At 71.2% G+C, this 8,221-nt stretch carries 5 protein-coding genes; all 5 read right to left on the bottom strand.

Features of this window, described 5'->3' with window-relative positions:
* Positions 1 to 137 precede the first annotated feature (137 nt).
* Positions 138 to 1,139, bottom strand: coding sequence for a ketol-acid reductoisomerase (ilvC, locus tag ACH4KB_RS03000; RefSeq protein WP_097867380.1), 1,002 nt, complete (start codon positions 1,137 to 1,139; stop codon positions 138 to 140).
* Positions 1,140 to 1,258: 119 nt separating this feature from the next.
* Positions 1,259 to 1,786 carry an acetolactate synthase small subunit gene (gene ilvN, locus ACH4KB_RS02995; protein WP_003966072.1) on the bottom strand — a complete coding sequence of 176 codons (528 nt, stop codon included), beginning with the start codon at positions 1,784 to 1,786 and terminating at the stop codon, positions 1,259 to 1,261.
* Between the two features lie 22 nt (positions 1,787 to 1,808).
* Positions 1,809 to 3,665: an acetolactate synthase large subunit gene (locus ACH4KB_RS02990; protein WP_398062967.1), complete on the bottom strand. Its 1,857-nt coding sequence runs from the start codon at positions 3,663 to 3,665 to the stop codon at positions 1,809 to 1,811.
* Positions 3,666 to 3,882: 217 nt separating this feature from the next.
* Positions 3,883 to 6,705 carry a putative bifunctional diguanylate cyclase/phosphodiesterase gene (locus tag ACH4KB_RS02985; RefSeq protein WP_398063346.1) on the bottom strand — a complete coding sequence of 941 codons (2,823 nt, stop codon included), beginning with the start codon at positions 6,703 to 6,705 and terminating at the stop codon, positions 3,883 to 3,885.
* A 499-nt stretch (positions 6,706 to 7,204) separates the two neighbouring features.
* Positions 7,205 to 8,152 carry a 2-hydroxyacid dehydrogenase gene (locus ACH4KB_RS02980; RefSeq protein ID WP_398062965.1) on the bottom strand — a complete coding sequence of 316 codons (948 nt, stop codon included), beginning with the start codon at positions 8,150 to 8,152 and terminating at the stop codon, positions 7,205 to 7,207.
* Positions 8,153 to 8,221 lie beyond the last annotated feature (69 nt).

Here is an 8,221-nt window from a genome sequence, read left to right as displayed (position 1 = left end):
CTGTCCCGAAGACCCTTGCGAGCCGCGGGCCCGCCCCCAGCCCCCTCGGCCTCGCCCCGCCCCGGGCCCCCCCCCCCCCCCCCCGCGCCGGGGGGGGGGGGGGGGGGGGCGCCCCCCCCCCCCCGCTCCCCCTAGGCCTAGGCCTCTTCGTCGTTCACCCAGCTCATGAGCTTGCGCAGCTCACGGCCCGTGGTCTCCAGCAGGTGGTCGCTGTCGGCCTTCTTGTACTCGTTGTACTTGGGCAGACCGTTGTGGTACTCCGCCATCCAGGCCTTGGCGAAGGTGCCGTCCTGGATCTCGGTGAGGACCTTCTTCATCTCGGCCTTGGTGTCGGCCGTGATGATGCGCGGGCCGGTGACGTAGTCGCCCCACTCGGCGGTCTCCGAGATGGACCAGCGCATCTTCTCCAGGCCGCCCTCGTACATGAGGTCGACGATGAGCTTCAGCTCGTGCAGGCACTCGAAGTACGCGATCTCGGGCTGGTATCCGGCCTCGGTCAGCGTCTCGAAACCGGCCTTGACCAGGGCGGCGGTGCCACCGCAGAGGACGGCCTGCTCACCGAACAGGTCGGTCTCGGTCTCCTCGGTGAAGGTCGTCTTGATGACGCCGGCGCGGGTGCCGCCGATGCCCTTGGCGTACGAGAGGGCGAGCGCCAGGCCCTTGCCCGAGGCGTCCTGCTCGACGGCCACGATGCAGGGAACGCCGCGGCCCTCCTCGTACTGACGGCGGACCAGGTGGCCGGGGCCCTTGGGGGCGACCATGCAGACGTCGACGCCGGCCGGCGGCTTGATGAAGCCGAAGCGGATGTTCAGGCCGTGGCCGAAGAACAGCGCGTCGCCGTCCTTGAGGTTGTCCTTGACGGACTCCTCGTAGACCTGGGCCTGGATCGGGTCCGGGACGAGGATCATGATGACGTCGGCCTCGGCGGCGGCCTCGGCCGGGGTCACCACGCGCAGGCCCTGCTCCTCGGCCTTGGCCTTGGACTTCGAGCCCTCGTGCAGACCGACGCGGACGTCGACGCCGGAGTCACGGAGCGACAGCGCGTGGGCATGGCCCTGGCTGCCGTATCCGAGAACCGCGACCTTGCGGCCCTGGATGATGGACAGGTCGGCATCGTCGTCGTAGAACAGCTCGGCCACTGGGTCTTCTCCTTGGTGTGCAGGTGTTGCGTCCCACCGTACGGCGGGGGCGTCGGGTACGTGATCGGGTCTCGCCATGCGAGCGGCGCGGGCGGCGCGGGCGCGCGTCCCGCCGCCGGTCAGGCGGAGCGGTCGAGGGCGCGCAGGGACCGGTCGGTGATCGAGCGCGCGCCGCGCCCTATGGCGATGGTGCCGGACTGGACGAGCTCCTTGATGCCGTACTGCTCCAGCATCTTGAGCATCGCCTCCAGCTTGTCGGCCCCTCCGGTCGCCTCGATCGTGACGGCCTCCGGGGAGACGTCGACGGTCTTGGCGCGGAACAGCTGGACGATCTCGACGATCTGGGAGCGGGTCTCGCTGTCGGCGCGGACCTTCACCAGGACGAGCTCCCGCTGGATCGCGGCGGCGGGCTCGAGTTCGACGATCTTCAGGACGTTGACCAGCTTGTTGAGCTGTTTCGTGACCTGCTCCAGGGGCAGGCCCTCGACATTCACGACGATGGTGATGCGGGAGATGTCGGGGTGTTCGGTGGTACCGACCGCGAGCGAGTCGATGTTGAAGCCGCGTCGGGAGAACAGGGCGGTGATCCGGGCGAGGACACCGGGCTTGTTCTCGACCAGGACGGAGAGCGTGTGCTTTTCGGACATGGAGTCGTTCTCTCTCTGTCTCTCAGTCGTCTTCGTTGTCGCCGAAGTCGGGGCGGACGCCGCGGGCGGCCTGGACCTCGTCGTTGGAGGTGCCCGCCGCGACCATCGGCCAGACCATGGCGTCCTCGTGGACGATGAAGTCGATCACGACGGGGCGGTCGTTGATGGAGTTGGCCTCTTCGATGACCTTGTCCAGGTCGGCCGGGTCCTCGCAGCGGATGGCGTAGCAGCCCATGGCCTCGGACAGCTTGACGAAGTCCGGGACGCGGGTGCCCTTGGCCGGGACGCCGTCCGTGTCCGCGCCGGAGTGCAGCACGGTGTTGGAGTAGCGCTGGTTGTAGAAGAGGGTCTGCCACTGGCGGACCATGCCGAGCGCGCCGTTGTTGATGACGGCGACCTTGATCGGGATGTTGTTGAGCGCGCAGGTGGTCAGTTCCTGGTTGGTCATCTGGAAGCAGCCGTCGCCGTCGATGGCCCAGACCGTGCGGTCGGGCATGCCGGCCTTCGCGCCCATGGCGGCCGGGACCGCGTAGCCCATCGTTCCGGCGCCGCCGCTGTTGAGCCAGGTGGCGGGCTGCTCGTAGTCGATGAAGTGGGAGGCCCACATCTGGTGCTGGCCGACGCCCGCCGCGAAGATCGTGCCCTCGGGGGCGAGCTTGCCGATGCGCTGGATGACCTGCTGCGGCGAGAGGCTGCCGTCCTCGGGCAGGTCGTAGCCGAGCGGGTAGGTCTCGCGCCAGCGGTTGAGGTCCTTCCACCAGGCGGTGTAGTCGCCGGTGTTGCCGTCGGTGTGCTCGGCCTGGACGGCCTGGACCAGGTCGGCGAGGACCTCGCGGGCGTCGCCGACGATGGGCACGTCGGCGGTGCGGTTCTTGCCGATCTCGGCCGGGTCGATGTCGGCGTGGACGATCTTGGCGTACGGGGCGAAGCTGTCCAGCTTGCCGGTGACGCGGTCGTCGAAGCGGGCTCCGAGGGCGACGATCAGGTCGGCCTTCTGCAGCGCGGTGACGGCGGTGACCGCACCGTGCATGCCCGGCATTCCCACGTGCAGCGGGTGGCTGTCGGGGAAGGATCCGAGCGCCATCAGGGTGGTGGTGACGGGCGCTCCGGTCAGCTCCGCGAGGACCTTCAGCTCGGCGGTGGCGCCGGCCTTCATGACGCCGCCGCCGACGTACAGCACGGGGCGCTTGGCCTGGGTGATCAGCTTCGCGGCCTCGCGGATCTGCTTGGCGTGCGGCTTGGTCACCGGGCGGTAGCCGGGCAGGTCCTGGGTGGGCGGCCAGCTGAAGGTGGTCCTCGCCTGGAGGGCGTCCTTGGCGATGTCGACGAGGACCGGTCCGGGGCGGCCGGTGGAGGCGATGTGGAAGGCCTCGGCGATGGTGTGCGGGATGTCCTCGGCCTTGGTGACCAGGAAGTTGTGCTTCGTGATCGGCATCGTGATGCCGCAGATGTCCGCTTCCTGGAAGGCGTCGGTGCCGATCGCCTTGGCGGCGACCTGGCCGGTGATCGCGACGAGCGGCACGGAGTCCATGTGCGCGTCGGCGATCGGGGTGACCAGGTTGGTGGCGCCGGGGCCCGAGGTGGCCATGCAGACGCCGACCTTGCCGGTGGCCTGCGCGTACCCGGTGGCGGCGTGGCCGGCGCCCTGCTCGTGGCGGACCAGGACGTGACGGACCCGGGTGGAGTCCATCATCGGGTCGTAGGCGGGGAGGATCGCGCCGCCGGGAATGCCGAATACCGTGTCGGCGCCGACTTCCTCGAGAGAACGGATGAGGGACTGCGCGCCCGTGACGTGCTCAACGGGGACGGACGGCTGTCCGCCGTTACGGGCGCGCGGCTGCGGGTGATGGGCCCCGGTGGCCTGCTCGGTCATCGGCATTCTCTTCTCGAAGCTGAGGGTTTTCGCGGGTGTTTTGCAGCGGTTTGAGCGGTGTCAGTGCAACAAAAAACCCCTCGTGCCGTGAGGCAAGCGAGGGGAGCGCGCCGGGTGCGGTCGCAGAGTGTCGTGGAGTGACTCTGCTTCAGCCGACGCGCTTTCCAAGTACGAGAATTCGGGTGCGCATGGCATTGACCCTCTCTCCGGCACGCATGACGTGTCAAGTGGGTGGGACGGGCGTCTCAGCATGTGATCCGGTGAGCAGGGGGATCGAGCCGCCCGCCATCACCGGCCGAGGGCTCGGGATGCCCGGTACGGGGAACTCCCCCCGGACCAGGGCGCGTCGCAGCCGGTACTCGTCGAGCGGCCCGGAGAAGGCCATCCCCTGGCCGTGGGTGCACCCCATGGCGCGCAGGGCGAGGACCTGCTCGGGGACGTCGACGCCGTCGGCGACGGACTGGAGGCCGAGGTCGCAGGCGATCCGCAGGAGACCGCTGGTGATCTTGTGCAGCCTGGCCGATTCGACCACCCCCTCGACCAGGTTCCGGTCGAGCTTCAGTACGTCGATGGGGAGCCGGCGCAGCGCGTTGATCGCCGCGAAGCCGCTGCCGAAGCCGTCGAGCGCGATCCGTACACCGAGGCGGCGCAGGGCCACGAGGCGCTGCTCCAGGGCGTCGAAGGAGACGCGCGGGTCGCTGTCGGCGACCTCGATCATCAGGGCGCCCGAGGGCAGGCCGTGGCGGGTCAGCAGCGCCTCGATGGAGCCTGGGGGCGAGGCAGCCTCCAGCAGCCGGGCGGCGGAGAGCCGGACGGAGACGGTGACGGGGTGCCCGGCCCTGGCCCGGTCGGCGGCCTGGGTCACCGCCTCCTCCAGGAGCCAGCGGCCGAGCTCGGCGGTGCGGTCGTCGTCGCCGGAGACCCGGAGGAACTCGGCGGGGGTGAACAGGATGCCCTGGGCGGACCGCCAGCGGGCCTGGGCGGCGACGGCCGCGACGGACCCGCTGGCGAGATGCACGACGGGCTGGTGGAGCAGGGCGAACTCGCCCTCGCGGAGGGCGGTGCGCAGCCGGGTGGCCAGCTCGGAGCGGCGTACGACGTCGGCCTGCATCTGCGGGGCGTACAGCTCGACCCGGTCCTTGCCGCCGGCCTTGGCGCGGTACATCGCGAGGTCCGCGTTGCGCATGAGGTCGGTGGGGCTGATGGCGGGCTCGGCGAAGGCCACGCCGATGGAGGCGGCCACCCGGACCTCGCTGGGGCCGATGCGGTAGGGCTGGGAGAGGGTGAGGCGCAGCCGGTCGGCGATCTCGTGGACCTGGTACTCCCGGGCGCCCTGGTCGCGGGTGCCGTCGCCCATGATGAGCGCGGCGAACTCGTCGCCGCCGAGCCGGGCGGCGGTGTCGCCGGCCCGGACGGAGTCCTGGAGGCGGCGGCCGGCCTGGACGAGGAGTTCGTCGCCCGCCTGGTGGCCGATGGTGTCGTTGACCGCCTTGAAGCCGTCGAGGTCGATGAAGAGGACGGCGGTGCCGGGGTCGCCCGAGCGGCGGCCGCCGAGCGCCTGTCGGACCCGGGCGGTGAACAGGGCCCGGTTGGGCAGGTCGGTGAGCGGGTCGTGCTCGGCGTTGTGCTGCAACTGGGCCTGGAGCCTGACCCGTTCGGTGACGTCCCGGCTGTTGAGGAGGAGGCCGCCCTGGTGGCGGTTGACGGTGGACTCGACGTGGAGCCAGTCGCCCGTGCCCGAGCGGAAGCGGCACTCGATGCGGGTGGTGGGCTCCTCGTGCGGCGGTGCGGCCAGGAAGCGGCGCACCTCGTGGACGAACCGGCCGAGATCCTCGGGGTGGATGATCGAGGACAGCTCGGAGCCGACGAGGCTCTCCGCCTCGCGCCCGTAGACCCCGGCGGCGGCGGGGCTGACGTAGCGCAGGGTGCCGTTGGGCGCGGCGATCATGATGACGTCGCTGGAGCCCTGCACCAGGGAGCGGAAGTGGTTCTCCTTCTGGGCCAGCTCCTGGGTGAGGGAGATGTTGTCGAGGAGCATGATGCCCTGCCGGACGACCAGCGCCAGGACGACGGTGCAGCCGGTGAAGATCACGACGCGGTCCACCCGGCGGCCGTCGACCACGTTGTACAGGATGCCCAGGGTGCAGACGGCGGCGGCGAGATACGGGGTCAGGGCGGCCAGCGAGCCGGCGATCGGGCGGCTGGCGATGGCTCGCGGGGGGCCGGGGCGGGCGTTCGGCCGGACCGCGTGGCGGGCGCCCCAGGGGGCGTAGGCGAGGAGCAGCGACCCGGCGAACCAGCCGGCGTCGAGGAGTTGGCCCGAGTGGTAGGTGGAGCGCAGCAGCGGCGAGGTGAACACCGCGTCGCTCAGCACGGTGAGCGCCAGGGCGGCGATGGCGGTGTTCACCGCGGAGCGGTTCACCCCGGTCCGGCGGAAGTGCAGGGCGAGCACCATCGAGACGAGCACGATGTCGAGCAGCGGATAGGCCAGCGCGAGGGCCGCGGGCGCGACGCTGGTGTCCTGGACCCCCGCCAGGTGCGTGGTGTGCGCGAGGGCGAGGCTCCAGGCGAGCGTCAGCAGGGAGCCGCCGATCAGCCAGGCGTCCAGGGCCAGGCACACCCAGCCCGCGCGGGTGACGGGCCGTTTGGCGAGCACGAGCAGTCCGACGATGGCGGGCGGCGCGAAGCAGAGGAAGAAGACGTCGGCGAGGGAGGGGGTGGGCACGGCGACGCCGAGGATCACCTCGTACCAGCCCCAGACGGCGTTTCCGCAGGCGGCCATGGCGGAGGAGAGCGAGAACAGCAGCCAGGCGGGGCGCAGCCGGCCCCTGACCGCCCGTGCGTAGAGGAAGCAGGAGACGGCGGCGGTGAGGGCCGCCGCGGCGAGGCCGAAGTCCCCCATGATGACGGCGACCTGCGGCGAGCCCCAGCCGAGGGCGGCGCCCACCGAATATCCGGCGCAGACGACGCCGAGCAGGATCCGGGACCGCAGCCCCGTGGTGCCGGTGGCGGAACGCGGGACGAGCAGGGCCCCCAGCGCGCTCACCGGAGGGCCCTCCGCCCCGGGCCCACCGGGCAGGTGCTCCCCGGCGCCTGGCTCCTCGGCGCCTGGCTCCCCGGCGCCTGGCTCCTCGGCGTCCGGCTCCGGGAAGCCAGGCACTGAGACCCTCGGCGTCGAGGTGCCCGGCCCTTCGCGGGTGCTCTCCGGCGCCGCTCGCTCGGACCCGGCCGCGACGGCTCGGGCGTTGCCGGTCCGGGGCAGGAATCCGGCCAGCGGCGGGTGCTGTTCTCCATCGGCGCGGGCGGCCGCAACCGTCCGCCCGTCCGCGTCGGATCGTCTCTCCATGGCCAGCACATCGCCCGTCGCCCCCTCGCGTTCCGGTGCTCCCCCCGCGCCGTCCCTTCCACGGCGCAGCCCCCCGGATCGGACGATACACCAGATCCGTCACTCAGGGCCATAGCTTCTCTACGCTCCGTGACGAAATGCGAGGTGGGCGGCACCGCGTGCGTCCGGACCGCCCCGTAGCGTGGCCGCTACGGACGGGTCAGCCCGTGGTGGTCACGACGTTGCGCACGGGCTCTCCGGCGGCGAACCGGGTGAGCTGTGCGGCCAGCAGCCCCTTGGCACGCGGTTCGAAGGCCGAGGTGCTGCCGCCCACGTGAGGCGTGATCAAGACATTCGGAGCATGCCAGAGAGGATGCCCCTCGGGCAGGGGTTCCGGGTCGGTCACATCGAGTGCGGCCCGCAGTCGTCCGGATTCGAGTTCGGACAGCAGGGCCTTGGTGTCGACGACTCCGCCGCGGGCGACGTTGACGAGGAGAGCCCCGTCGGGCATCGCGGCGAGGAAGTCGGCGCCCACCAGCCCCTGCGTGGACGGGTTCAGTGGAGTGGAGAGAATCACGACGTCGGCCTCGGGCAGCAGGGCGGGCAGATCGTCGAGCGTCTGTACGGGACCGCGTGCGGTGGTCCGTGCGGAGCGCGCGACGCGCGCCACCCGCGCGCACTCGAAGGGGGCGAGCCGGTCCTCGATGGCCGAGCCGATGGATCCGTACCCCACGATGAGGACGGACTTGTCGGCGAGCGCCGGGTAGAAGCCGGACCGCCACTCCTCCTTGTCCTGGCCGTGGACGAATCCCGGGAACCCGCGCAGGGACGCGAGGATCAGGGCGAGCGTCAGCTCGGCGGTGGACGCCTCGTGCACCCCCTTGGCGTTGCAGAGGCGTACGCCGGCGGGAAGCACTCCGAGACCCGGCTCCACATGGTCGATGCCCGCGGAGAGCGTCTGCACCACCCGGACGGCGCTCATCGAGGCGAGCGGGCGCACCGCGACCTCGGAACCCTTCAGGTAGGGAACGACGTAGTAGACACAGTCGGCCGGGTCCCCCGGGTAGTCCGGTTCACCGTCCCAGAAGAGGTAGTTGAAACCCTCGGGCAGGCCGTCGATCTCCTCGGCCGGGTAGGGCAGCCACACGTCGTCAGTCGTCGCAGTCATGGTCAGGAGGCTATGCGACAGATGTGCGAGCTCTCCAGGGGTGCGCCAGGAGCGCGCCGTCGAGCCGGT

The organism is Streptomyces sp. NPDC017520, assembly GCF_044329855.1.
In the GTDB taxonomy this organism is placed as follows: domain Bacteria; phylum Actinomycetota; class Actinomycetes; order Streptomycetales; family Streptomycetaceae; genus Streptomyces.
The sequence above is the reverse complement of the archived record's forward strand: the minus strand, read 5'-3'. Positions and strand labels throughout refer to the sequence as shown.